At 46.8% G+C, this 25,016-nt stretch carries 13 protein-coding genes, 10 tRNA genes, 6 rRNA genes and 1 riboswitch; of the genes, 4 read left to right on the top strand and 25 right to left on the bottom strand.

Annotation, left to right across the window (positions count from 1 at the left end):
• Positions 1-2 precede the first annotated feature (2 nt).
• The 8 genes from rplK to A9237_RS09065 form a co-directional block, all read right to left on the bottom strand.
• Positions 3-431: a 50S ribosomal protein L11 gene (rplK, locus tag A9237_RS09100; RefSeq protein WP_005440554.1), complete on the bottom strand. Its 429-nt coding sequence runs from the start codon at positions 429-431 to the stop codon at positions 3-5.
• Positions 432-575: 144 nt separating this feature from the next.
• The gene (gene nusG, locus A9237_RS09095) at positions 576-1,124 is read right to left on the bottom strand and encodes a transcription termination/antitermination protein NusG (protein WP_005440551.1); all 549 of its coding nucleotides are present in this window, start codon (positions 1,122-1,124) and stop codon (positions 576-578) included.
• A 13-nt stretch (positions 1,125-1,137) separates the two neighbouring features.
• Complete coding sequence (secE, locus tag A9237_RS09090; protein ID WP_005440549.1) at positions 1,138-1,518, bottom strand: preprotein translocase subunit SecE; 381 nt, start codon at positions 1,516-1,518, stop codon at positions 1,138-1,140.
• 267 nt (positions 1,519-1,785) lie between these two features.
• Complete coding sequence (gene tuf, locus A9237_RS09085) at positions 1,786-2,970, bottom strand: elongation factor Tu (RefSeq protein ID WP_005438393.1); 1,185 nt, start codon at positions 2,968-2,970, stop codon at positions 1,786-1,788.
• A 101-nt stretch (positions 2,971-3,071) separates the two neighbouring features.
• A tRNA-Thr gene (locus tag A9237_RS09080) sits at positions 3,072-3,147 on the bottom strand.
• A gap of 13 nt (positions 3,148-3,160) precedes the next feature.
• Positions 3,161-3,235: transfer RNA gene (locus A9237_RS09075), tRNA-Gly, on the bottom strand.
• Positions 3,236-3,270: 35 nt separating this feature from the next.
• A tRNA-Tyr gene (locus tag A9237_RS09070) sits at positions 3,271-3,355 on the bottom strand.
• A gap of 51 nt (positions 3,356-3,406) precedes the next feature.
• Positions 3,407-3,482, bottom strand: a tRNA-Thr gene (locus tag A9237_RS09065).
• Between the two features lie 206 nt (positions 3,483-3,688).
• Here A9237_RS09065 and coaA point away from each other — a divergent pair.
• On the top strand, positions 3,689-4,612 hold the full coding sequence (coaA, locus tag A9237_RS09060) for a type I pantothenate kinase (protein WP_078608059.1): 924 nt from the start codon (positions 3,689-3,691) through the stop codon (positions 4,610-4,612).
• Between the two features lie 20 nt (positions 4,613-4,632).
• Here coaA and birA read toward each other — a convergent pair whose 3' ends face one another.
• A complete protein-coding gene (gene birA, locus A9237_RS09055; RefSeq protein WP_005442548.1) occupies positions 4,633-5,598 on the bottom strand; it encodes a bifunctional biotin--[acetyl-CoA-carboxylase] ligase/biotin operon repressor BirA in 966 nt (321 codons plus the stop codon).
• On the bottom strand, positions 5,595-6,638 hold the full coding sequence (gene murB / locus A9237_RS09050) for a UDP-N-acetylmuramate dehydrogenase (protein WP_078608058.1): 1,044 nt from the start codon (positions 6,636-6,638) through the stop codon (positions 5,595-5,597). The genes birA and murB overlap by 4 nt, the downstream gene beginning before the upstream one ends.
• 101 nt (positions 6,639-6,739) lie before the next feature.
• On the opposite strand from murB, the gene A9237_RS09045 reads away from it, so the two are divergent.
• On the top strand, positions 6,740-7,171 hold the full coding sequence (locus A9237_RS09045) for a GNAT family N-acetyltransferase (RefSeq protein ID WP_045415890.1): 432 nt from the start codon (positions 6,740-6,742) through the stop codon (positions 7,169-7,171).
• A gap of 71 nt (positions 7,172-7,242) precedes the next feature.
• Entirely contained in the window at positions 7,243-8,583 is a 1,341-nt protein-coding gene (gene pssA / locus A9237_RS09040) for a CDP-diacylglycerol--serine O-phosphatidyltransferase (protein ID WP_038897299.1), read from the top strand.
• A gap of 548 nt (positions 8,584-9,131) precedes the next feature.
• Here the strand turns inward: pssA and A9237_RS09035 are convergent.
• The 12 genes from A9237_RS09035 to A9237_RS08980 all read right to left on the bottom strand — a co-directional run bounded on the left by A9237_RS09035 (position 9,132) and on the right by A9237_RS08980 (position 20,195).
• Positions 9,132-9,208: transfer RNA gene (locus A9237_RS09035), tRNA-Trp, on the bottom strand.
• A 68-nt stretch (positions 9,209-9,276) separates the two neighbouring features.
• A tRNA-Asp gene (locus tag A9237_RS09030) sits at positions 9,277-9,353 on the bottom strand.
• A gap of 32 nt (positions 9,354-9,385) precedes the next feature.
• Positions 9,386-9,502 (bottom strand): 5S ribosomal RNA (gene rrf / locus A9237_RS09025).
• Between the two features lie 92 nt (positions 9,503-9,594).
• Positions 9,595-12,485 (bottom strand): 23S ribosomal RNA (locus A9237_RS09020).
• Between the two features lie 345 nt (positions 12,486-12,830).
• A tRNA-Val gene (locus tag A9237_RS09015) sits at positions 12,831-12,906 on the bottom strand.
• Between the two features lie 30 nt (positions 12,907-12,936).
• Positions 12,937-13,012 (bottom strand) — tRNA-Lys (locus tag A9237_RS09010).
• A 2-nt stretch (positions 13,013-13,014) separates the two neighbouring features.
• Positions 13,015-13,090 (bottom strand) — tRNA-Glu (locus A9237_RS09005).
• Positions 13,091-13,179: 89 nt separating this feature from the next.
• Positions 13,180-14,732 (bottom strand): 16S ribosomal RNA (locus A9237_RS09000).
• A 316-nt stretch (positions 14,733-15,048) separates the two neighbouring features.
• A 5S ribosomal RNA gene (rrf, locus tag A9237_RS08995) occupies positions 15,049-15,165 on the bottom strand.
• Positions 15,166-15,292: 127 nt separating this feature from the next.
• A 23S ribosomal RNA gene (locus A9237_RS08990) occupies positions 15,293-18,183 on the bottom strand.
• 294 nt (positions 18,184-18,477) lie between these two features.
• Positions 18,478-18,553 (bottom strand) — tRNA-Glu (locus A9237_RS08985).
• 89 nt (positions 18,554-18,642) lie between these two features.
• Positions 18,643-20,195, bottom strand: a 16S ribosomal RNA gene (locus A9237_RS08980).
• Together the 16S, 23S and 5S rRNA genes with 6 tRNA genes alongside form the textbook arrangement of a ribosomal RNA operon.
• 553 nt (positions 20,196-20,748) lie before the next feature.
• Here A9237_RS08980 and A9237_RS08975 point away from each other — a divergent pair.
• Positions 20,749-21,204 (top strand): RNA-binding protein, encoded by a 456-nt coding sequence (locus A9237_RS08975; protein WP_009705144.1) that lies wholly within the window; start codon positions 20,749-20,751, stop codon positions 21,202-21,204.
• On the opposite strand, the gene murI is transcribed toward A9237_RS08975, so the two are convergent.
• The 3 genes from murI to A9237_RS08960 form a co-directional block, all read right to left on the bottom strand.
• Positions 21,167-21,973, bottom strand: coding sequence for a glutamate racemase (murI, locus tag A9237_RS08970; RefSeq protein ID WP_045417541.1), 807 nt, complete (start codon positions 21,971-21,973; stop codon positions 21,167-21,169). The two genes, A9237_RS08975 and murI, sit on opposite strands and share 38 nt — an antisense overlap.
• Positions 21,974-22,013: 40 nt before the next feature.
• On the bottom strand, positions 22,014-22,697 hold the full coding sequence (locus tag A9237_RS08965; RefSeq protein WP_078608057.1) for a Dph6-related ATP pyrophosphatase: 684 nt from the start codon (positions 22,695-22,697) through the stop codon (positions 22,014-22,016).
• 82 nt (positions 22,698-22,779) lie between these two features.
• Positions 22,780-24,633, bottom strand: coding sequence for a TonB-dependent receptor domain-containing protein (locus A9237_RS08960; RefSeq protein ID WP_078608056.1), 1,854 nt, complete (start codon positions 24,631-24,633; stop codon positions 22,780-22,782).
• A gap of 58 nt (positions 24,634-24,691) precedes the next feature.
• Positions 24,692-24,893: riboswitch (cobalamin riboswitch) on the bottom strand.
• Between the last annotated feature and the right edge of the window lie 123 nt (positions 24,894-25,016).

Genomic DNA, 25,016 nt, shown 5'->3' with positions numbered 1-25,016 from the left:
TATTAACCCTCTACCACTAGGCCCATTGAACGAGCAGTACCAGCGATAGAACGCTTCATCGCTTCGATGTCAGCACCAGTCATATCAGCAGCTTTAGTTTCTGCGATTTCTTGGATTTGAGCGTCAGTTACAGTGCCCACTTTTTCAGTGTTTGGACGACCAGAACCAGACTTAACGCCAGCAGCTTTCTTAAGAAGAACAGCAGCAGGTGGAGTCTTAGTTACGAACGTGAAAGAACGGTCGCTGTATACTGTAATAACTACTGGAGTTGGTAGACCTTTCTCAATAGATTCTGTTTTTGCGTTGAACGCTTTACAGAATTCCATGATGTTCACACCGTGTTGACCTAGAGCAGGACCAACTGGTGGACTTGGGTTCGCAGCGCCAGCAGCAACTTGTAGCTTGATGTAAGCTTCAACTTTCTTAGCCATGATATTTCCTAAAGTTTGGGTTCAAACGCTAGTCTGCTGACCAGCTCCCCGTTTACGTAAAATCTCTTTACTTCATGAGAAGTAAAAAGGCGCGAAATTATAGTCATAATTCGCGCCTTAGACAACCCTTAAAAAGGTGTTTTTTTAATCAAGTTTTTCAACTTGACCAAATTCAAGCTCAACTGGTGTTGCACGACCAAAGATCGATACAGACACTTTCAGGCGGCTCTTCTCGTAATCCACTTCTTCAACAGTACCATTGAAGTCAGCAAATGGACCTTCGTTAACACGTACCACTTCACCCGCTTCGTACATTGTACGAGGACGAGGAGACTCACTCGCTTTCTCGAGACGGTTAAGAATCGCGTCAGCTTCTTTATCTGTGATAGGTGCTGGACGGTCTGAGGTACCACCAATGAAGCCCATGACACGCGGCACACTGCGTACTAGGTGCCATGATTCATCGTTCATAATCATCTGAACAAGGACGTAGCCTGGGAAAAACTTACGTTCAGATTTACGACGCTGACCCGCGCGCATTTCCACTACTTCTTCAGTAGGAACTAGTACTTCACCGAATAGCTCTTCCATAGCGTGCATTTTGATATGCTCACGTAGAGACTGAGCTACACGACCTTCAAATCCAGAGAAGGCTTGAACTACATACCAGCGTTTTTTTGGAGCTTCACTCATGAATCACTACCCTCTATACCCCAGTTGCTAGAGCAACTAAACGAACCATGATGCCGTCAATTCCCCATAGCACTAGAGCCATTACAATACTTACAGCTAAAACAATCAGTGTCGTTTGCATGGTTTCTTGGCGTGTAGGCCAAACAACCTTACGAACTTCCATACGAGATTCTTTTGCAAAACTGATCGCTGCTTTACCTTTAGTCGTTGTCGCAGCAACGCCTAGGGCAGCTGCAATAAGAACAACAACGCCTGCAGCACGAACAACTACAGACATTTCACCATACAGGTAATTACCCACAACAGCGGCCGCTGCCAATACGAAAGCGGCAATCCACTTAAACGTATCTGCTGCGTTTGAGCTATCAGGAGTTTCAGCATTATTTGCTTTCATAAACCAACCTGTCACAAGTCTTAATATAGACGACAATAACCCCGCTGTTGCAGGGCAAACTCCATATCGCTGATAAAATCAGCGTTACTCTCTTAAGATTAAGCCTCTCCGCTTAATCTTGCTCTACTCTCAACCAAATTTTGAACAAGAAAACAGCTAAAATAATATTGAGTGCAGAAAAAGGGCATCAAATGATGCCCTTTTTGATACTGGTTCGTCAAATCTAATTCAAGATTTTCCGAAGACATTCGTTTAATTCGTTAAGAATTAGTCGAAGATCTTAGCAACAACACCAGCACCTACAGTACGGCCACCTTCACGGATAGCGAAACGTAGGCCTTCATCCATAGCGATAGGAGCGATTAGCTCAACTTGCATTTGGATGTTGTCGCCTGGCATTACCATTTCTACGCCTTCTGGTAGAGAGATGTCACCAGTTACGTCAGTTGTACGGAAGTAGAACTGTGGACGGTAGCCTTTGAAGAATGGAGTGTGACGACCACCTTCATCTTTAGAAAGTACGTATACTTCTGACTCGAACTTAGTGTGTGGAGTGATTGAACCAGGCTTAGCTAGTACTTGACCACGTTCAACTTCATCACGCTTAGTACCACGTAGAAGTGCACCAACGTTCTCACCAGCGCGACCTTCGTCAAGAAGCTTGCGGAACATTTCAACACCAGTACATGTAGTAGTAGTAGTGTCTTTGATACCTACGATAGCAACTTCGTCACCTACGTTTAGGATACCACGTTCGATACGGCCAGTTACTACTGTACCACGACCTTGGATTGAGAATACGTCTTCGATAGGCATTAGGAATGGCATATCTACTGCACGCTCTGGCTCAGGGATGTATGAATCTAGCGCTTCTGCTAGTTCAACAATCTTAGCTTCCCATTGCTCTTCGCCGTTTAGTGCGCCTAGAGCTGAACCTTGGATAACTGGTAGGTCATCACCTGGGAAATCGTACTCAGATAGAAGTTCACGAACTTCCATTTCTACTAGTTCTAGTAGCTCTTCATCATCAACCATGTCACATTTGTTCATGAATACGATGATGTATGGGATACCAACCTGACGGCCTAGTAGGATGTGCTCACGAGTTTGTGGCATTGGACCATCTGTAGCAGCAACTACAAGGATACCGCCGTCCATCTGTGCAGCACCAGTGATCATGTTTTTAACATAATCCGCGTGTCCTGGACAGTCAACGTGCGCGTAGTGGCGAGTTGGAGTGTCGTACTCTACGTGAGAAGTAGCGATTGTGATACCGCGCTCACGCTCTTCTGGAGCGTTATCGATAGATGCGAAGTCACGAGCAGCACCGCCGTACACTTTAGCAAGTGTTGTACAGATAGCAGCTGTTAGAGTAGTTTTACCGTGGTCAACGTGGCCGATAGTACCAACGTTTACGTGCGGTTTTACACGTTCAAATTTTTCTTTAGACATGAGTAGTCCCTCTAGGTACGGATTTAGGTGGCCCGAATTGACCACGCAACCAAAAAAGATAATTGGTAAATCTTATATCAAAAGGAAATAACTTTAAGAGCTGGTGCTGATAGGCAGACTCGAACTGCCGACCTCATCCTTACCAAGGATGCGCTCTACCACCTGAGCTATATCAGCACTCAAATTAGAGTGGAGCGGGCAGCGGGAATCGAACCCGCATCATCAGCTTGGAAGGCTGAGGTAATAGCCATTATACGATGCCCGCAACACGTAACTCTGAGAGCTATTTCCTAAAGAATATGGTGGAGGGGGACGGATTCGAACCATCGAAGGCAGTGCCGGCAGATTTACAGTCTGCTCCCTTTGGCCACTCGGGAACCCCTCCAAAATTTCATGCCATTCTTACTACAATTGCTTCTAATGAAACAGGAAAGAATGGTGCCGACTACCGGAATCGAACTGGTGACCTACTGATTACAAGTCAGTTGCTCTACCTACTGAGCTAAGTCGGCATAAGTGGTGCGCATTCTATTGAATGATTTTCTAGGTTGCAATAGCTATTTTAAAAAAAATCGTAAAATTCGACTTTTTAGAATCGATTGCTGCAAAATCATACAAACCTCGCTTTTTAAAGCAAACTTTCGAGCTTTGTCGTTTGCTTTGCTCGGAGCTTGTTGTATGTTCTTGCTCTCTATGAAACCAAGGATAAAAGAGATCCATGAGTCCATTTTTGTCATTTGACCGTGCTGAATGGGCAGAGTTACGTAATTCTGTTCCTATGACACTCTCTGAAGACGACTTAAAAGCGCTTCAAGGCATTAATGAAAACCTCACTATGGAGGAAGCGGTAGAGATCTACCTTCCTTTGTCTCGTCTATTGAATTTATACGTTCAAGCCCGTCAAAGTCGAAACTCCGTCCTACAGGAATTCCTGAATACGGAAGAGCACGCTCCACCATTCGTGATTGGTATTGCGGGAAGTGTTGCTGTAGGAAAAAGCACGACAGCGAGACTTCTTAAAGCCCTGCTTTCTCGCTGGGAGAACCACCCTAAAGTCGCCTTAGTGACAACAGACGGTTTCTTATATCCAAAGAAAGTATTAGAAGATAAAGGCATCATGCATCGTAAAGGCTTTCCCGAGTCTTACGATATCAAACGCTTGGTAGAATTCGTTTCTGATGTAAAAGCTGGCCAGCCTAACTTAGAAGTGCCTGTCTATTCGCATATCACTTACGACATTACAGACGAAAAGAAAAAGGTGGATCGTCCTGATGTGTTAATCATTGAAGGGTTAAACGTTTTACAGAGCGGTATGGATTACCCTCACGATCCGCATCGCGTATTTGTTTCTGACTTCTTAGATTTTTCTATCTATGTGGATGCAGAAACAGACACCATTGAGCAATGGTATATAGAAAGATTCTTGAAGTTTCGTAGAGGTGCCTTTACTAAGCCAGGCTCTTACTTTAGCCACTATACCCAGCTATCTGTAGAAGAGGCGAAAAATAAAGCTAAAGACATATGGTATTCAATCAACGGGCTGAACTTAGAACACAATATCCTTCCAACTCGTGAAAGGGCTCATCTGATTCTGCATAAAGGCCCAAGCCATTTGGTGGATAAGGTTTCTTTGAGAAAGTAACCTTATCCTTAATGACGGGGCTAGTCATTTTTTCTTAAGGAGATCTCTCCGCCAACATAGGTCTCCAATCCATTTTCAGTTTCAAGCACTACCCCACCTTGCTGGTCGATGCCTTTCACTACTCCATGAATCTCTCTTGGCCCCATCAGCAGCTTAACTGAGCGTCCAATAAAATTATCTAAACGATTCCAGCGGTCAACAAAACCTGCCAGTCCTGCCATTTCATATTCTTCTAGCGCGTTCTTCCAATGCTCGATTAGCTTTATCGCTAGCTGAGTGCGGTCAATCAAAACACCATCACTCACTTGGTTCAGAGTCGTCCAAGGTTGATCAATTTCTGGCTGCATATCTGGCATTCCGATATTTAACCCCATGCCGATCACCAAATGCGCTGCTCCACCGGCCTGACCCGACATTTCCACCAAAATGCCCGCCAATTTCTTATCTTGGTAATAGATGTCATTCGGCCACTTCAATTTGACGCCATCGATACCAAGGCTTTCTATTGCCTCTACAGCAGCGATACCAACAACCAAGCTCAAGCCCATCGCTGCAGCCATACCAGCATCCAATCGCCAGTACATCGATAAGTAAAGGTTTGTTCCAAAGGGAGATATCCACTGGCGTCCACGCCTTCCTCGCCCTTTTGCCTGATACTCTGCAAGACAAACTCGCCCTTTGTCTGACTCATTCACTTTATCAAGCAAGTATTGGTTAGTAGAGTCAATAACCGAGATCAACTCTATTGGCGTCTCTACTTTGGCTTGCAATTGAGTCTCATCGAGCAACTGCAAAGGCTGGGCTAGCTGATAGCCTCGCCCTTGGATACGGTAGATATCCACCCCCCAGTCATTAAGCCCTTTGATATGCTTAGCAATGGCAGCTCGAGAGATACCTAACTCCTGCCCTAGCGCTTCTCCTGAATGGAAATCTCCGTCACTGAGCGCCTTGAGAATATGCAATTTTACTGAGTGTTCTTTTCTCATTGCATTGCCTCAATTTCAGCCAGATTGGTCTCGCCCTTGTTATTCATAAAGCGGACTTCATGTTCAAGTTCAATTTGGTATTTATCCCAAACAGTCTTCTTCACTAAAGAAGCCAACTCGACCACATCGCTAGCACTGCAATTATCTACATTGGTTAATACTAAAGCTTGCAATGGGTTCACCTGAGCCCCATTGACTGACAAGCCTTTGAGTCCACATTGGTCAATCAACCAACCAGCCGCAACCTTCATCCCCTCTTTTGCTGGATAAGCCACCATGTTGCTATGTTTCTGAATGAGTTGATCATAATGATCTTGGCTGATCACGGGATTTTTGAAGAAGCTTCCCGCATTGCCCACTTTTGCAGGATCCGGTAATTTTTCCATGCGCACTTGGCAAACACGTTCAAAAATAGCGAGTGGGGTGAGCTCTTCTTCTGGAATACTTTGTAGAGGGCCATATTGATTAATAGCTTGCCATTGCTTAGGCAACTTGAGACCAACCGCAGTAATAAAACACTTCTCATATAGTTCATGCTTGAAGATAGAGTCGCGATAACCAAACAAGCACTCTTCGGCACTCATTCGTTTAGTATCAAAACTAGTCAAATCAAGAATGTCGACATATTCACAAATATCTTGTAGCTCTAAACCATAAGCACCGATATTTTGAATTGGCGCCGAACCCGCACACCCTGGGATAAGCGCAAGGTTTTCCATGCCGCCCATCTCTTGCTTAACACTCCATTCGACCAAATCAGGCCAATCTTCTCCCCCCTCAATATGCAGTAAGTAATGCTCATCCGTTTCAGTCACGGTTTTACCCATTAAACGGTTGATTATCACCATGCCTTCATAGTGCTGAGTGAACAGCATATTACTGCCTTTACCTAAGAAGAGCTTAGGTATGTCCTGATAAGCTTTGTCTTGGAAGAGTTGTATCACGTCGTCAACAGATTCAACGATCGCTAAATACGCACAAGTTTGTTCTATACCAAATGTGTGAAAAGCCTTAAGGCTCGCGTGTTTCTTAATTTCCATAGTGGATTTGCAACGCCAGATGAGATTCTCTTAAACTATGAACATTCTACATTAGTTATCTTTTAGCCGCAGTGACAATACCTAGCTCATTAATCATAGAAGTGTTAAATCCGATCAAACTACCTCTCATCAAGAGGCTGTACAAAGCTCATTATCCCGCAGGGAGAGCAAAGCGAGACGAATTGATCGTAACCGCCACCTTAGAGGGGAGTATCATTGCTTTACTAAGATTGAAGACCATTGAGCAATCACGCTTATTGACAGGTATGCTCGTGATCCCGGAATACAGAGGGACAGGCGTAGGGAATGCCTTGCTTACTCATTGTGAAAACACAGTTTTCAACGATGGCGATTATTGCTTTGCTTTTAACCATTTAGAACACTATTACGCTCAACATGGATTCAAAACCATTGATAGCTCTGCACTCCCCAACTCTCTAAAAATGGCGTATCTGCGCTATGTAGACAGTGGTAAAGATCTCATTCCAATGCAATTCATTACTTCTGACACTCCAAACAGCGTGGTTTTGTAGCCATAGAATTCATATCTTTGGTAAAATATCAGGTTCGCAATATTGCACTTAATTAAGGTACTCACACCGGTATGATAGTAAGTAGGAACCCATTCGAACAGTTGCCAAGTCTCGCTGTTAAGCCTGAAGACTTCGAAGTTCTGCATGCTGCAGAGACTTTCAGAACTCGTCTTCTTGATGCGATCAGCAAAGCAACGTCGCGAATTTACCTAGTCGCTCTATATCTGGAAGATGATGAAGCTGGCCGTGAAATCTTCACAGCGCTCTATGAAGCGAAACAGCGCAATCCTGGGTTGGACATCAATATCTGTGTAGATTGGCACCGAGCGCAACGAGGTCTTATTGGTGCAGAGTCATCAGAAGGCAACGCAGCACTTTACAAAGCGTTCGCAAAGAAATACCAACACTCAATTCCCGTCTACGGAATTCCAGTGCGTGGAAGGGAAGTCTTTGGAGTACTTCACCTTAAAGGATTTATCGTTGATGACACCGTGATTTACAGCGGCGCTAGCCTCAATAACGTGTATTTACACTACAATGATCGTTACCGCTTCGACCGCTACCATGTCATTCAGCACAAAACATTAGCTGACTCTATGGTGAGATTCATCCAAGATGAAATGATCGCTCACCCTGCAGTCAACGACCTAGCAGGCAAAGATAAGCCTGAAACAAAAGAAATCAAAGCAGACATCCGCCAACTTCGTTCTTCATTAGCACGTGCTAACTATGAGTTCGAAACTGAGCTAGCTAGCGAAGAAGATGTAAAAGTCACACCGCTTGTTGGCCTAGGCAAACGTCGTAATTTACTCAATCAAAAAATCGTTAAGCTGCTTGCTGCCGCTCAGAACGAAATTTTCATCTGCACCCCTTACTTTAACTTCCCTAAAGCCATTAATCGCGAAGTGAAACGCGCAATGAAGCGTGGTGTAAAAGTCACTATCGTAGTGGGTGATAAAACGGCAAACGACTTCTACATCTCTCCGGAAGAAGAGTTCAAGACCATAGGTGGCCTACCATACCTATACGAACTCAATTTACGCCGATTTGCGAAAGCCAACGAGGCGAGCATTGCTGCACGCAAACTGTCTATCCACCTTTGGAAGCATGACAATAATAGCTTCCACCTAAAAGGTATCTGGGTTGATAAGCGCTACATGCTGATGACTGGTAATAACTTGAATCCTCGTGCATGGTCTCTAGACCTAGAAAATGGTCTATTAGTGCAAGATAACTACGCGAAGATGACTGACAAGTTTGAGCAAGAAGTAGCAAACATTCTTGAACATACTCAGCTTATCTGTACATATAGACAATTAGAAAAAGTTGAAGACTATCCAGTAAGCGTTCAGAAGCTGGTTCGCAAGATCACACGAATTAAAGCAGATGGCGTGCTTAAACGTATTCTTTAAGACGCTTACTTAAGTGATAAGGAAGCCCAGTATGAAAATACTGGGCTTTTTTTGTTACTTAATCAGGGATTAGTAAACCACCACAGAGAACAGACAGTAAGCACCCTACTCTATCTCGGCAACACCAAAAAACGTAGCTGTCCACGTTCCCCTAACCCTTTCTAAAGGATCATTAATCTATGGGCTTAAATTGTTTTTAGAAAGGAATAGTTAGAGGAGCCAACAAGTAAGAAGACGTTTAGTATTTCCTAGCTTCGACGTTTCTATCGGGAGACTTGAGTACTTTAAGCGGGAGGGTAAGTGATAACGCCAAGGATTCGATTCATTTTGCAGCTTCAGGGAAAGAGAAAGAAGCGAAATGGCTCCTGAATTTCTGCTAGAGCCATAAATATTTCAGGGGTTGGATTCAGAGATTAGGGCGGGCTGGCGATTTAATTCCCAACACGCGCTATTTTGATATTAGAGGAATCCGTTGCTCTTCCAATAGGCTGGAATTCTTTTCTCCAGATACGAAAAAGGCTATAGTCTTTCGACTAGAGCCTTAAATATGGCAGGGGTGGAGAGATTCGAACTCCCAACACGCGGATTTGGAATCCGCTGCTCTGCCAATTGGAGCTACACCCCTGTAGAAACTACAGTTTATCACATTGTAGATTCAAAAAAACCTCGCAAAAGCGAGGTCTTCGAAATAAGTGGCGGAGCGGACGGGACTCGAACCCGCGACCCCCGGCGTGACAGGCCGGTATTCTAACCAACTGAACTACCGCTCCGCACTGGTTAGACATTTAAGTCTAAATTTAAAGCCTGGCGATGTCCTACTCTCACATGGGGAAGCCCCACACTACCATCGGCGCTAATTCGTTTCACTTCTGAGTTCGGAATGGAAGTCAGGTGGGTCCAAATCGCTATGGTCGCCAAGCAAATTCTTTAATTCGGAAAACTGATGTTAAGTTCTATTTATACACATTCAATGTTCTTACATCGAGTCCATCAAAACCCCTTGGGTGTTGTATGGTTAAGCCTCACGGGCAATTAGTACAGGTTAGCTCAACGCCTCACAACGCTTACACACCCTGCCTATCAACGTTCTAGTCTCGAACAACCCTTTAGGATACTTAAAGTATCAGGGAAGACTCATCTCAGGGCTCGCTTCCCGCTTAGATGCTTTCAGCGGTTATCGATTCCGAACTTAGCTACCGGGCAATGCGTCTGGCGACACAACCCGAACACCAGAGGTTCGTCCACTCCGGTCCTCTCGTACTAGGAGCAGCCCCCTTCAATCTTCCAACGCCCACGGCAGATAGGGACCGAACTGTCTCACGACGTTCTAAACCCAGCTCGCGTACCACTTTAAATGGCGAACAGCCATACCCTTGGGACCGACTTCAGCCCCAGGATGTGATGAGCCGACATCGAGGTGCCAAACACCGCCGTCGATATGAACTCTTGGGCGGTATCAGCCTGTTATCCCCGGAGTACCTTTTATCCGTTGAGCGATGGCCCTTCCATTCAGAACCACCGGATCACTATGACCTGCTTTCGCACCTGCTCGAATTGTCATTCTCGCAGTCAAGCGGGCTTATGCCATTGCACTAACCTCACGATGTCCAACCGTGATTAGCCCACCTTCGTGCTCCTCCGTTACTCTTTGGGAGGAGACCGCCCCAGTCAAACTACCCACCAGGCACTGTCCGCAACCCCGATTAGGGGTCAACGTTAGAACATCAACACTACAAGGGTGGTATTTCAAGGACGGCTCCACAAATACTGGCGTACTTGCTTCAAAGCCTCCCACCTATCCTACACATGTAGGGTCAATGTTCAGTGCCAAGCTGTAGTAAAGGTTCACGGGGTCTTTCCGTCTAGCCGCGGGTACACTGCATCTTCACAGCGATTTCAATTTCACTGAGTCTCGGGTGGAGACAGCGTGGCCATCATTACGCCATTCGTGCAGGTCGGAACTTACCCGACAAGGAATTTCGCTACCTTAGGACCGTTATAGTTACGGCCGCCGTTTACCGGGGCTTCGATCAAGAGCTTCGACCGAAGTCTAACCCCATCAATTAACCTTCCGGCACCGGGCAGGCGTCACACCGTATACGTCATCTTACGATTTTGCACAGTGCTGTGTTTTTAATAAACAGTTGCAGCCACCTGGTATCTGCGACTCTCGTCAGCTCCATCCGCAAGGGACTTCACCATCAAGAGCGTACCTTCTCCCGAAGTTACGGTACCATTTTGCCTAGTTCCTTCACCCGAGTTCTCTCAAGCGCCTTGGTATTCTCTACCCGACCACCTGTGTCGGTTTGGGGTACGATTCCTTACAATCTGAAGCTTAGAGGCTTTTCCTGGAAGCATGGCATCAATGACTTCACTACCGTAGTAGCTCGACGTCGTGTCTCAGCCTTAAGAGAAACCGGATTTACCTAATTTCTCAGCCTACGCACTTGAACCTGGACAACCGTCGCCAGGCCCACCTAGCCTTCTCCGTCCCCCCATCGCAATTGTAAGAAGTACGGGAATATTAACCCGTTTCCCATCGACTACGCCTTTCGGCCTCGCCTTAGGGGTCGACTTACCCTGCCCCGATTAACGTTGGACAGGAACCCTTGGTCTTCCGGCGAGGAGGTTTTTCACCCCCTTTATCGTTACTCATGTCAGCATTCGCACTTCTGATACGTCCAGCATGCGTTACCACACACCTTCAACCGCTTACAGAACGCTCCCCTACCCAATGCACTAAAGTGCATTGCCGCAGCTTCGGTTTACTACTTAGCCCCGTTACATCTTCCGCGCAGGCCGACTCGACCAGTGAGCTATTACGCTTTCTTTAAATGATGGCTGCTTCTAAGCCAACATCCTGGCTGTCTGAGCCTTCCCACATCGTTTCCCACTTAGTAGTAATTTGGGACCTTAGCTGGCGGTCTGGGTTGTTTCCCTCTCCACGACGGACGTTAGCACCCGCCGTGTGTCTCCCGGATAGTACTTACTGGTATTCGGAGTTTGCAAAGGGTTGGTAAGTCGGGATGACCCCCTAGCCTTAACAGTGCTCTACCCCCAGTAGTATTCGTCCGAGGCGCTACCTAAATAGCTTTCGGGGAGAACCAGCTATCTCCAGGTTTGATTGGCCTTTCACCCCTAGCCACAAGTCATCCGCTAATTTTTCAACATTAGTCGGTTCGGTCCTCCAATTGATGTTACTCAATCTTCAACCTGCCCATGGCTAGATCACCTGGTTTCGGGTCTATATCCAGCGACTGAGTCGCGCAGTTAACACTCGCTTTCGCTACGGCTCCCCTAGATGGTTAACCTTGCCACTGAATATAAGTCGCTGACCCATTATACAAAAGGTACGCAGTCACACCACGAAGGTGCTCCTACTGCTTGTACGTACACGGTTTCAGGTTCTATTTCACTCCCCTCACAGGGGTTCTTTTCGCCTTTCCCTCACGGTACTGGTTCACTATCGGTCAGTCAGTAGTATTTAGCCTTGGAGGATGGTCCCCCCATATTCAGACAGGATATCACGTGTCCCGCCCTACTCGATTTCACTTTAAATGCGTTGCCGGTTACGGGGCTATCACCCTGTATCGCACAACTTTCCAGAAGTTTCACCTGACGCATAAAAAGCTTAAGGGCTAGTCCAATTTCGCTCGCCGCTACTTTCGGAATCTCGGTTGATTTCTTTTCCTCGGGGTACTTAGATGTTTCAGTTCCCCCGGTTCGCCTCGCTGCGCTATGTATTCACGCAGCGATACTTACTTATGTAAGTGGGTTTCCCCATTCGGAAATCCCAGACTCAAATGGTTTTTACTACCTAATCTGGGCTTATCGCAAGTTAATACGTCCTTCATCGCCTCTGACTGCCAAGGCATCCACCGTGTACGCTTAGTCACTTAACCATACAACCCGAAGGAGTTTCGAGTTGATAATCAAATCACCAAAGTTGTCTCTCATTATTTGAATGAGCGAGAGACATTTCGATTTTGCCGGACTCAATTTCGAATAATCACTTAAAAGTGATATTCCCAAGAACACTTGAATGTGTTTTTTGGTGTTTGTCATAAAGACAAACATTGAGAACTTTACAAACAAACTTAAAAGTTTGTTTTGTCAGCTTTCCAAATTGTTAAAGAGCTAATCACTTCCTAAGAAGTCATTTTCTAAAGACTTTCAGAGTCGAAGATTCTAACCACGTACGTTTTACTGAAGTGGTTTGGAATTCCTATCCAAAAATACTTAGAGAATGGTGGGCGATACCGGGCTCGAACCAGTGACCCCCTGCTTGTAAGGCAGGTGCTCTCCCAACTGAGCTAATCGCCCACATAAGTTTTGATTCTTCGTGGAGAAGAATGGTGGGTCGTGCAGGATTCGAACCTGCGACCAATTGATTAAAAGTCAACTGCTCTACCAACTGAGCTAACGACCCAATGGTATCCCGTAGGGGAGTCGAACCCCTGTTACCGCCGTGAAAGGGCGGTGTCCTAGGCCTCTAGACGAACGGGACACTGGATTGAAGATATTGGGATATCTTCGTCTCTTTTACTTATAAACCGTATCAATCTGTGTGGACACTCATCGTGTATAATCATCGTTTAAGGAGGTGATCCAGCGCCAGGTTCCCCTAGCGCTACCTTGTTACGACTTCACCCCAGTCATGAACCACAAAGTGGTAAGCGTCCTCCCGAAGGTTAAACTACCTACTTCTTTTGCAGCCCACTCCCATGGTGTGACGGGCGGTGTGTACAAGGCCCGGGAACGTATTCACCGTGGCATTCTGATCCACGATTACTAGCGATTCCGACTTCATGGAGTCGAGTTGCAGACTCCAATCCGGACTACGACGCACTTTTTGGGATTCGCTCACTATCGCTAGCTTGCTGCCCTCTGTATGCGCCATTGTAGCACGTGTGTAGCCCTACTCGTAAGGGCCATGATGACTTGACGTCGTCCCCACCTTCCTCCGGTTTATCACCGGCAGTCTCCCTGGAGTTCCCGACATTACTCGCTGGCAAACAAGGATAAGGGTTGCGCTCGTTGCGGGACTTAACCCAACATTTCACAACACGAGCTGACGACAGCCATGCAGCACCTGTCTCAGAGTTCCCGAAGGCACCAATCCATCTCTGGAAAGTTCTCTGGATGTCAAGAGTAGGTAAGGTTCTTCGCGTTGCATCGAATTAAACCACATGCTCCACCGCTTGTGCGGGCCCCCGTCAATTCATTTGAGTTTTAATCTTGCGACCGTACTCCCCAGGCGGTCTACTTAACGCGTTAGCTCCGAAAGCCACGGCTCAAGGCCACAACCTCCAAGTAGACATCGTTTACGGCGTGGACTACCAGGGTATCTAATCCTGTTTGCTCCCCACGCTTTCGCATCTGAGTGTCAGTATCTGTCCAGGGGGCCGCCTTCGCCACCGGTATTCCTTCAGATCTCTACGCATTTCACCGCTACACCTGAAATTCTACCCCCCTCTACAGTACTCTAGTCTGCCAGTTTCAAATGCTATTCCGAGGTTGAGCCCCGGGCTTTCACATCTGACTTAACAAACCACCTGCATGCGCTTTACGCCCAGTAATTCCGATTAACGCTCGCACCCTCCGTATTACCGCGGCTGCTGGCACGGAGTTAGCCGGTGCTTCTTCTGTCGCTAACGTCAAATAATGCAGCTATTAACTACACTACCTTCCTCACGACTGAAAGTGCTTTACAACCCGAAGGCCTTCTTCACACACGCGGCATGGCTGCATCAGGCTTGCGCCCATTGTGCAATATTCCCCACTGCTGCCTCCCGTAGGAGTCTGGACCGTGTCTCAGTTCCAGTGTGGCTGATCATCCTCTCAGACCAGCTAGGGATCGTCGCCTTGGTGAGCCATTACCTCACCAACTAGCTAATCCCACCTAGGCATATCCTGACGCGAGAGGCCCGAAGGTCCCCCTCTTTGGCCCGTAGGCATTATGCGGTATTAGCCATCGTTTCCAATGGTTATCCCCCACATCAGGGCAATTTCCTAGGCATTACTCACCCGTCCGCCGCTCGACGCCGTTATCATCCCCCGAAGGTTCAGATAACTCGTTTCCGCTCGACTTGCATGTGTTAGGCCTGCCGCCAGCGTTCAATCTGAGCCATGATCAAACTCTTCAATTTAAGATTTTGTTCGGCTCAATGAATACTGAACATTACATAAGTAATGTTTGAATTGACTGTGCTGAGTCTTTCGACTCAATGGTCACTTCGTTTCATTGAAACCTAATTTGATACCGAAGTATCTAATTGGATTATCATCAACGAGTGCCCACACAGATTGATAGGTCTATATTGTTAAAGAGCTTGGCTTTCAGTGCCTTAGCACTTAAGCGAGGTGCGTATAATACGCTTTCCACTTTGAAAGTCAACATAAAACTCTAAAATAATTTAGAACTTTATGGTGACTTGCTTATTAAATAAGCAAGTGCGAAATAAAGCCTGGCGATGTCCTACTCTCACATGGGGAAGCCCCACACTACCATCGGCGCTAATTCGTTTCACTTCTGAGTTCGGAATGGAAGTCAGGTGGGTCCAAATCGCTATGGTCGCCAAGCAAATTCTTGCTTTTACTTTCAGCTTTTTCTAAAAACTGAAGGCAAAAAACTTGGAAAACTGTTTTAAGTTCTATTTACACATTCAATGTTCTTACATTGAGTCCATCAAAACCCCTTGGGTGTTGTATGGTTAAGCCTCACGGGCAATTAGTACAGGTTAGCTCAACGCCTCACAACGCTTACACACCCTGCCTATCAACGTTCTAGTCTCGAACAACCCTTTAGGATACTTAAAGTATCAGGGAAGACTCATCTCAGGGCTCGCTTCCCGCTTAGATGCTTTCAGCGGTTATCGATTCCGAACTTAGCTACCGGGCAATGCGTCTGGCGACACAACCCGAACACCAGAGGTTCGTCCACTCCGGTCCTCTCGTACTAGGAGCAGCCCCCTTCAATCTTCCAACGCCCACGGCAGATAGGGACCGAACTGTCTCACGACGTTCTAAACCCAGCTCGCGTACCACTTTAAATGGCGAACAGCCATACCCTTGGGACCGACTTCAGCCCCAGGATGTGATGAGCCGACATCGAGGTGCCAAACACCGCCGTCGATATGAACTCTTGGGCGGTATCAGCCTGTTATCCCCGGAGTACCTTTTATCCGTTGAGCGATGGCCCTTCCATTCAGAACCACCGGATCACTATGACCTGCTTTCGCACCTGCTCGAATTGTCATTCTCGCAGTCAAGCGGGCTTATGCCATTGCACTAACCTCACGATGTCCAACCGTGATTAGCCCACCTTCGTGCTCCTCCGTTACTCTTTGGGAGGAGACCGCCCCAGTCAAACTACCCACCAGGCACTGTCCGCAACCCCGATCAGGGGTCAACGTTAGAACATCAACACTACAAGGGTGGTATTTCAAGGACGGCTCCACAAATACTGGCGTACTTGCTTCAAAGCCTCCCACCTATCCTACACATGTAGGGTCAATGTTCAGTGCCAAGCTGTAGTAAAGGTTCACGGGGTCTTTCCGTCTAGCCGCGGGTACACTGCATCTTCACAGCGATTTCAATTTCACTGAGTCTCGGGTGGAGACAGCGTGGCCATCATTACGCCATTCGTGCAGGTCGGAACTTACCCGACAAGGAATTTCGCTACCTTAGGACCGTTATAGTTACGGCCGCCGTTTACCGGGGCTTCGATCAAGAGCTTCGACCGAAGTCTAACCCCATCAATTAACCTTCCGGCACCGGGCAGGCGTCACACCGTATACGTCATCTTACGATTTTGCACAGTGCTGTGTTTTTAATAAACAGTTGCAGCCACCTGGTATCTGCGACTCTCGTCAGCTCCATCCGCAAGGGACTTCACCATCAAGAGCGTACCTTCTCCCGAAGTTACGGTACCATTTTGCCTAGTTCCTTCACCCGAGTTCTCTCAAGCGCCTTGGTATTCTCTACCCGACCACCTGTGTCGGTTTGGGGTACGATTCCTTACAATCTGAAGCTTAGAGGCTTTTCCTGGAAGCATGGCATCAATGACTTCACTACCGTAGTAGCTCGACGTCGTGTCTCAGCCTTAAGAGAAACCGGATTTACCTAATTTCTCAGCCTACGCACTTGAACCTGGACAACCGTCGCCAGGCCCACCTAGCCTTCTCCGTCCCCCCATCGCAATTGTAAGAAGTACGGGAATATTAACCCGTTTCCCATCGACTACGCCTTTCGGCCTCGCCTTAGGGGTCGACTTACCCTGCCCCGATTAACGTTGGACAGGAACCCTTGGTCTTCCGGCGAGGAGGTTTTTCACCCCCTTTATCGTTACTCATGTCAGCATTCGCACTTCTGATACGTCCAGCATGCGTTACCACACACCTTCAACCGCTTACAGAACGCTCCCCTACCCAATGCACTAAAGTGCATTGCCGCAGCTTCGGTTTACTACTTAGCCCCGTTACATCTTCCGCGCAGGCCGACTCGACCAGTGAGCTATTACGCTTTCTTTAAATGATGGCTGCTTCTAAGCCAACATCCTGGCTGTCTGAGCCTTCCCACATCGTTTCCCACTTAGTAGTAATTTGGGACCTTAGCTGGCGGTCTGGGTTGTTTCCCTCTCCACGACGGACGTTAGCACCCGCCGTGTGTCTCCCGGATAGTACTTACTGGTATTCGGAGTTTGCAAAGGGTTGGTAAGTCGGGATGACCCCCTAGCCTTAACAGTGCTCTACCCCCAGTAGTATTCGTCCGAGGCGCTACCTAAATAGCTTTCGGGGAGAACCAGCTATCTCCAGGTTTGATTGGCCTTTCACCCCTAGCCACAAGTCATCCGCTAATTTTTCAACATTAGTCGGTTCGGTCCTCCAATTGATGTTACTCAATCTTCAACCTGCCCATGGCTAGATCACCTGGTTTCGGGTCTATATCCAGCGACTGAGTCGCGCAGTTAACACTCGCTTTCGCTACGGCTCCCCTAGATGGTTAACCTTGCCACTGAATATAAGTCGCTGACCCATTATACAAAAGGTACGCAGTCACACCACGAAGGTGCTCCTACTGCTTGTACGTACACGGTTTCAGGTTCTATTTCACTCCCCTCACAGGGGTTCTTTTCGCCTTTCCCTCACGGTACTGGTTCACTATCGGTCAGTCAGTAGTATTTAGCCTTGGAGGATGGTCCCCCCATATTCAGACAGGATATCACGTGTCCCGCCCTACTCGATTTCACTTTAAATGCGTTGCCGGTTACGGGGCTATCACCCTGTATCGCACAACTTTCCAGAAGTTTCACCTGACGCATAAAAAGCTTAAGGGCTAGTCCAATTTCGCTCGCCGCTACTTTCGGAATCTCGGTTGATTTCTTTTCCTCGGGGTACTTAGATGTTTCAGTTCCCCCGGTTCGCCTCGCTGCGCTATGTATTCACGCAGCGATACTTACTTATGTAAGTGGGTTTCCCCATTCGGAAATCCCAGACTCAAATGGTTTTTACTACCTAATCTGGGCTTATCGCAAGTTAATACGTCCTTCATCGCCTCTGACTGCCAAGGCATCCACCGTGTACGCTTAGTCACTTAACCATACAACCCGAAGGAGTTTCGAGTTGATAATCAAATCACCAAAGTTGTCTCTCATTATTTGAATGAGCGAGAGACATTTCGATTTTGCCGGACTCAATTTCGAATAATCACTTAAAAGTGATATTCCCAAGAACACTTGAATGTGTTTTTTGGTGTTTGTCTTAAAGACAAACATTGAGAACTTTACAATCAACAATAACTTGTTGATTTGTCAGCTTTCCAAATTGTTAAAGAGCTAATCACTTCTTATGAAGTAACCATTTTTAAAAACTCTCAAGAGAGAATGTTTAAAGATGGTATCCCGTAGGGGAGTCGAACCCCTGTTACCGCCGTGAAAGGGCGGTGTCCTAGGCCTCTAGACGAACGGGACACTGGATTGAAGATATTGGGATATCTTCGTCTCTTTTACTTATAAACCGTATCAATCTGTGTGGACACTCATCGTGTATAATCATCGTTTAAGGAGGTGATCCAGCGCCAGGTTCCCCTAGCGCTACCTTGTTACGACTTCACCCCAGTCATGAACCACAAAGTGGTAAGCGTCCTCCCGAAGGTTAAACTACCTACTTCTTTTGCAGCCCACTCCCATGGTGTGACGGGCGGTGTGTACAAGGCCCGGGAACGTATTCACCGTGGCATTCTGATCCACGATTACTAGCGATTCCGACTTCATGGAGTCGAGTTGCAGACTCCAATCCGGACTACGACGCACTTTTTGGGATTCGCTCACTATCGCTAGCTTGCTGCCCTCTGTATGCGCCATTGTAGCACGTGTGTAGCCCTACTCGTAAGGGCCATGATGACTTGACGTCGTCCCCACCTTCCTCCGGTTTATCACCGGCAGTCTCCCTGGAGTTCCCGACATTACTCGCTGGCAAACAAGGATAAGGGTTGCGCTCGTTGCGGGACTTAACCCAACATTTCACAACACGAGCTGACGACAGCCATGCAGCACCTGTCTCAGAGTTCCCGAAGGCACCAATCCATCTCTGGAAAGTTCTCTGGATGTCAAGAGTAGGTAAGGTTCTTCGCGTTGCATCGAATTAAACCACATGCTCCACCGCTTGTGCGGGCCCCCGTCAATTCATTTGAGTTTTAATCTTGCGACCGTACTCCCCAGGCGGTCTACTTAACGCGTTAGCTCCGAAAGCCACGGCTCAAGGCCACAACCTCCAAGTAGACATCGTTTACGGCGTGGACTACCAGGGTATCTAATCCTGTTTGCTCCCCACGCTTTCGCATCTGAGTGTCAGTATCTGTCCAGGGGGCCGCCTTCGCCACCGGTATTCCTTCAGATCTCTACGCATTTCACCGCTACACCTGAAATTCTACCCCCCTCTACAGTACTCTAGTCTGCCAGTTTCAAATGCTATTCCGAGGTTGAGCCCCGGGCTTTCACATCTGACTTAACAAACCACCTGCATGCGCTTTACGCCCAGTAATTCCGATTAACGCTCGCACCCTCCGTATTACCGCGGCTGCTGGCACGGAGTTAGCCGGTGCTTCTTCTGTCGCTAACGTCAAATAATGCAGCTATTAACTACACTACCTTCCTCACGACTGAAAGTGCTTTACAACCCGAAGGCCTTCTTCACACACGCGGCATGGCTGCATCAGGCTTGCGCCCATTGTGCAATATTCCCCACTGCTGCCTCCCGTAGGAGTCTGGACCGTGTCTCAGTTCCAGTGTGGCTGATCATCCTCTCAGACCAGCTAGGGATCGTCGCCTTGGTGAGCCATTACCTCACCAACTAGCTAATCCCACCTAGGCATATCCTGACGCGAGAGGCCCGAAGGTCCCCCTCTTTGGCCCGTAGGCATTATGCGGTATTAGCCATCGTTTCCAATGGTTATCCCCCACATCAGGGCAATTTCCTAGGCATTACTCACCCGTCCGCCGCTCGACGCCGTTATCATCCCCCGAAGGTTCAGATAACTCGTTTCCGCTCGACTTGCATGTGTTAGGCCTGCCGCCAGCGTTCAATCTGAGCCATGATCAAACTCTTCAATTTAAGATTTTGTTCGGCTCAATGAATACTGAACATTACATAAGTAATGTTTGAATTGACTGTGCTGAGTCTTTCGACTCAATGGTCACTTCGTTTCATTGAAACCTAATTTGATACCGAAGTATCTAATTGGATTATCATCAACGAGTGCCCACACAGATTGATAGGTCTATATTTTTAAAGAACTTTTCTAACTAACTCACCGCCTCAGCGCCTCGTCGTTAGGGGTGCGTATCTTACGCTTCCCAATTTGAGAGTCAAGCATTTTTTCAAATTCTTTTTCTCTCTTCCCGACTCGCTGTGTGACTTTCGTCTCACTCCGTGTCGGTGGATGCGCAGTATAGGGAATCCAGAAATGAGCGCAACCCTTTTTTTGAAAAAAACATTCCAAGCGGTTACTTATCCATCAAATGCGTAATATCTGCATATTTCTTCGTCACATTTGAGACATATCACAGCAATTGGTTGGAAAAACACCAACCATATACGTAAGATTCATGTGTCTATTTTGTTAATAGGCAGCCAATCTCTTTATCATCTATATGTAGTAATCAAAATGACGTCTAAAAAAAATCTGATCTTGTGTGCTGGGTTGGCGGTCATTGGGGGAATCATCTTCTCTCAGTTACCTGTGCCACCTGCCTTGAGCTTTGTTATCGGTGTTGTCGCTACTGCTTTTCTTTTTTCACTTTCTAGCAAAACACCTGTTCTTCAATCTTCGGATTCCGATCCTTCAACTAAAACGCTGTATGTCGGCAACCTTCCTTATAAGGCAAATGAGAGTCACGTTCGTGATTTGTTTGCTGAGTATGGTCAGGTTTATGCAGTACGCTTAATGAAAGATAAGCGCACTGGTAAAAGAAGAGGGTTCGGTTTTGTAGTGATGGCTGCGGCAGATGCAAAACCTGCTATCGCTAAACTCAATGAGAAGGAATATATGGATCGTACGCTTAAAGTACGTATCGCTAACGACCCTAAACACCCGGATGGCGGTAAACCTGAACAGGATTAAATCCTAAATTCGCCAAACAGGTATTCAGTGCATCTTCTTGCCAAGGAGGTGCACTGGCATAAATCTTCTTGCTCCCCTCCTCTTTACTTTCTTCCTTCATATCACTTATTAGTAATGCCTTTACTCGACGAGCAATGGCCTCACCAGAATCAACTAACGTAACCTCTCCACCTAACGCTTGATGGATTTCGTCTTTTATTAGAGGAAAGTGAGTACAACCTAGCACTGCAACGTCCACTTTATTACGCAGTGGGAGAAGAATGCTTTCCAACTCTGGAAGAGAGATGCTTTCACCACGTAGCTTTTCTTCTGCCATATCCACTAATCGAGTAGAGCCTAATAACTCGACTGGTTTACCTTGGGCAAAGTCGCGGATAAGTTCATGGGTATATTGACGAGTTACGGTCGCAGGCGTAGCAATGAGTCCTACACCTTGAGAAGCGAGTAACGAGGCAGGCTTAATCGCAGGCACCACACCGACAACTGGAATAGATAGATTCGCACGCAGTGATGGCAGCACTATGGTACTTGCTGTATTGCAGGCGATGACGACAATGTCAGCTTGATGCTCTTCGACCAATGCTGCCACCAGCTTATTAACGCGAGTAATCAGCACATCTTGGTCGAGTTCGCCATACGGATAGGCTTCGTTATCGAACAGATACAAGTAATCCATGTGTGGTAGAAGTCGGTGGATTTCTTGGAAGACCGATAGCCCTCCGACACCGGAATCAAACACTAGGACTTTTTTCTTACTTGATGTTCGCACGAGTCTTACCTGCAAATTAGAGACTCGGCGATCATACTGGTTAGATTTGTTTTGGCAATGCTTTGGCTTGGTATCTTTGATGGCTGAATCGCTCCCCTATTTCCACTTCAAGCTTAGTCAATTCTATATGTCCTTGAAATGATGGGGTTGATGTCACCAATGTATGGAATTCACCATCTTCTCCGCAGGGATCAATATGACCGGGCAATGACTCAATCAGCGCTTTGTCATACCAACGTCCACACCACTCGGGCGGCAACACCTCTCCATCGGTGGTAATTAACATGGTTTGAATACCACGCTCGACAATTTCAAATGCCAATGCCTTGCTCTCTTCCCCCAGTAATGGGAATACGCACTCCCAACCGGCAGGTTCAATATAGCTGCGACGATAGTCTGCAATGCCATTACAGAACATATCGCCAAACGCGACCGCTTCTACATTCAGTCCGCTGCTTTGTAATGCATTAACAATAGTTGATTGATAAATGTCGTTACTCGGAAACACTTCAGGCAGTTCGATAGTTATGAGCGGAAGGCCAAGTAAATCAGCCTGCATTTGCACGACCTCAAGCGGGGTTGCTTGGAAAGGCACTTCTTCATCTACATAGGTGGTGTACAAACCTACGACCTGATAGTGCGGATTTTCGTTTAGTCGCTCTAACGCTAACGTGGAGTCTTTTCCACTCGACCAACTGATCACGACACGTTTCGGTTCTGTCATCTTTTTTCCTTGTTACCTATTTCCACTCGGACCCGACTCACAATAAGAAAGACCGCCGATGTGGCGGTCTTGTTGGAATCAATTAGAAGCGGTAATCCGCAGAGACAAAGTACTGACGTCCTGGTGTGGCGTAACCAGTGTACATCTCGTAATCTTTATCAAAGGCGTTACTTAGTTTCGCATTCACATCCCAGTTTTGGTTCACCGCATAAGACGCAGTGAAGTTCCATAGGCTGTAATTCGGCAGTCTTGTGTTGCCATTAAAGCGTTCACCTTGGTAAAGGTACTGCGAGCCCAACGTCCATTGGTCAAACGTCGCGTAAGCGTTCCACTTAGCACCACGCTTAGAGCGGTATGCTAGCTGGGTATCTTCTGCACCAGATTTATCGACAGGGTCTTTATAATCTAGGTAGAACTCATGAGATACGATATCTGTATCGAGCTTCACTTCTAGTTCGACGCCTTTGATCTCGGCTTCACCGACGTTTTGCATGCCGGAGCCTTCCCAAATCAACATGTTTTCAATTTGGTTGTAGTAACCCGTCACCGTCCAATCAACAATTGATACGCCTCCAGAGACAGAGATCTCCGTGTTTTCTGACTCTTCCGGTTTTAGGTTTGGCATTTCGTAACCCGGATAGTACAAGTCAACAAAGCTCGGCGCACGGAAAGCAGTACCGTGGCTCAGGGTTAACTCATAACCTTCGTAAAAACTCCAACCCGCAGCGGTTTGCCATGTGGTGTTGTTACCAAATTGATTGTTGTCGTCATTACGTACGCTTGCTTCTAACGTCCATACGTCATAAACATATTGAGCAATGGCACTAACACCAAAGTTAGTTCTTGGGTTCTTCTCTGGATCATAGTCTTTAGCTGGTCCCCAACTGTTCGCCGCAATGTAGCCTTTTGCTAGCTTCTCAGTACGGTAATCCAAACCGCCACCAATACTCAGTTCTTCGTTAACGCTGTACGAGTTCAACCAAATCGCGTTGAACTGCTCAATAGCAACATGATCGCCAGTAGATTTGTTTTGACCTGATTTATGGTCGTAGTTGTCTTGTTGACCATAAGCCAATTTTAATTCAGATGAGTAAACGTCTTTGTTGTATTCCAGCGATAAGTCGGTACCTACATACTCTACTTCACCAGTTTTTTTCTCATGACCACTCCAAATACTACTGTTGTCGTAATCGTATTCATTGTTGTAAGCACTCACCCCAACGTAACCAGACAAGTTGTCAGAAAAGTTTTGTTGGTAACCCAACTTCAGGTTTAGCGTTTCGAAGCCATGCTCATCGCCATCATTCAACCCTGGCTGAGGCTTAACATTAAAACCATCGGTTTTCTCGTATCCTAAGACACCCTTAAAGTGTTTACCTTCACCCACAGGTTTAGAGACCACAAACGTGCCTTTTTTATGGTTATTTGAGCCATAACCTGCAGACACTCGACCTGAATCGTCATTAATAGGCGCACGAGTAATAATGTTGATTACGCCAGAGATCGCTTCTGAACCATAGATAGAGGCTCGTGCACCACGAATGTAATCGATACGTTCGACAGAGTTGATTGGAAATTGGTTAAAGTCGATACCACCCATGATTGCACGAGGCATACGCACCCCATCAACTAGAACGAGTACTTGAGACGAGCTACCACCTCGAACGTAGATAGATGCGGATTGACCACGCCCACCGTACTGAGCAACTTCAACACTCGGCAGTGTACGGAACACATCAAACAGACTATTTGCTTGCAGGCGTTTAATGTCTTCTTTGGTTACCGTAACGGTTTGTGCAAGAACAGCACCATCAATTTGCTTGAAGCGGTTTGCCGTAACCACAACCGTTTCGTCTGCGGAGGCTTCTTGAGCCTGTAAATAAAAGGTAGGTGAAAGCAGCGATGCACACGTGATCGCAAGAAATGTTTTTCTCATTGTATTGTCCTAAGTCGCGTAATTCCTACTGAGCCCTACTCGTATTGAGCAGTCCAGTGCTGTGGCTCAGTTGCTGGCAGGTATTCGGACTTAAGAGCGAGGTTACACCATCCTACTTGCTCGACTTCCCACATAAACTAATGCAGTGTCTTGATGAGCGTTCGTTCTCTTTTACCGCTGCGCGTCAGTTCTGGATTTCCACCAGATTCCCATTTCAGCCATCTAGATTGCTAGATAGCACCAGCTTGGGGCAAATACTATTAAGCTATTGATTATTTGTCCAGCCAATATTAGCCCTCACAATTGTAACGTTTTGGTTCATTTCGTCCTCAACTGACACAGAACACACTATCTTTAAATCAATTGGGGCACAAAACTGGACA

The sequence above is a fragment of the Vibrio owensii genome (genome assembly GCF_002021755.1).
GTDB lineage: Bacteria > Pseudomonadota > Gammaproteobacteria > Enterobacterales > Vibrionaceae > Vibrio > Vibrio owensii.
This window is presented reverse-complemented; position numbering and strand designations above follow the sequence as displayed.